Below are 304 nucleotides of genomic sequence, written 5' to 3' on the forward strand. Positions count from 1 at the left end.
GGCTGTAGTGGTTAGAGAAGGTGAAGATGCGGGATTGAAGTCGATGGATGATGTTTGGGGCAAGGAGGTTGGGGTACAGAAGAGTTGGATTGAGGAAGGGATGGGTGAGGGTATGGAGGGAGGAAAGCTCACTTCTGTGGGCAAAATAGCTGAAGTGATTGTGGAATTGGAGAGGGGGGGGGTAGAGGCAGTTATTGTAGAGAAGGGAGTGGGTGAGGAGTATGTGAGGAAGGAAAAGGGGGTTGTTGTTGCGGGTGTAGAGATTGAAGAGGGTGAAGATGAGGGGGGTTGGGGGATGGGGGTG

General features: G+C 52.6%; 1 pseudogene. It reads left to right on the plus strand.

The features are described 5' to 3' along the window. Window positions 1-34: 34 nt before the first annotated feature. Window positions 35-304: pseudogene (locus FS628_RS30405) on the plus strand (amino acid ABC transporter); the annotation flags it as partial.

It is taken from the genome of Paenibacillus xylanexedens (assembly GCF_007676705.1).
GTDB lineage: Bacteria > Bacillota > Bacilli > Paenibacillales > Paenibacillaceae > Paenibacillus > Paenibacillus xylanexedens_C.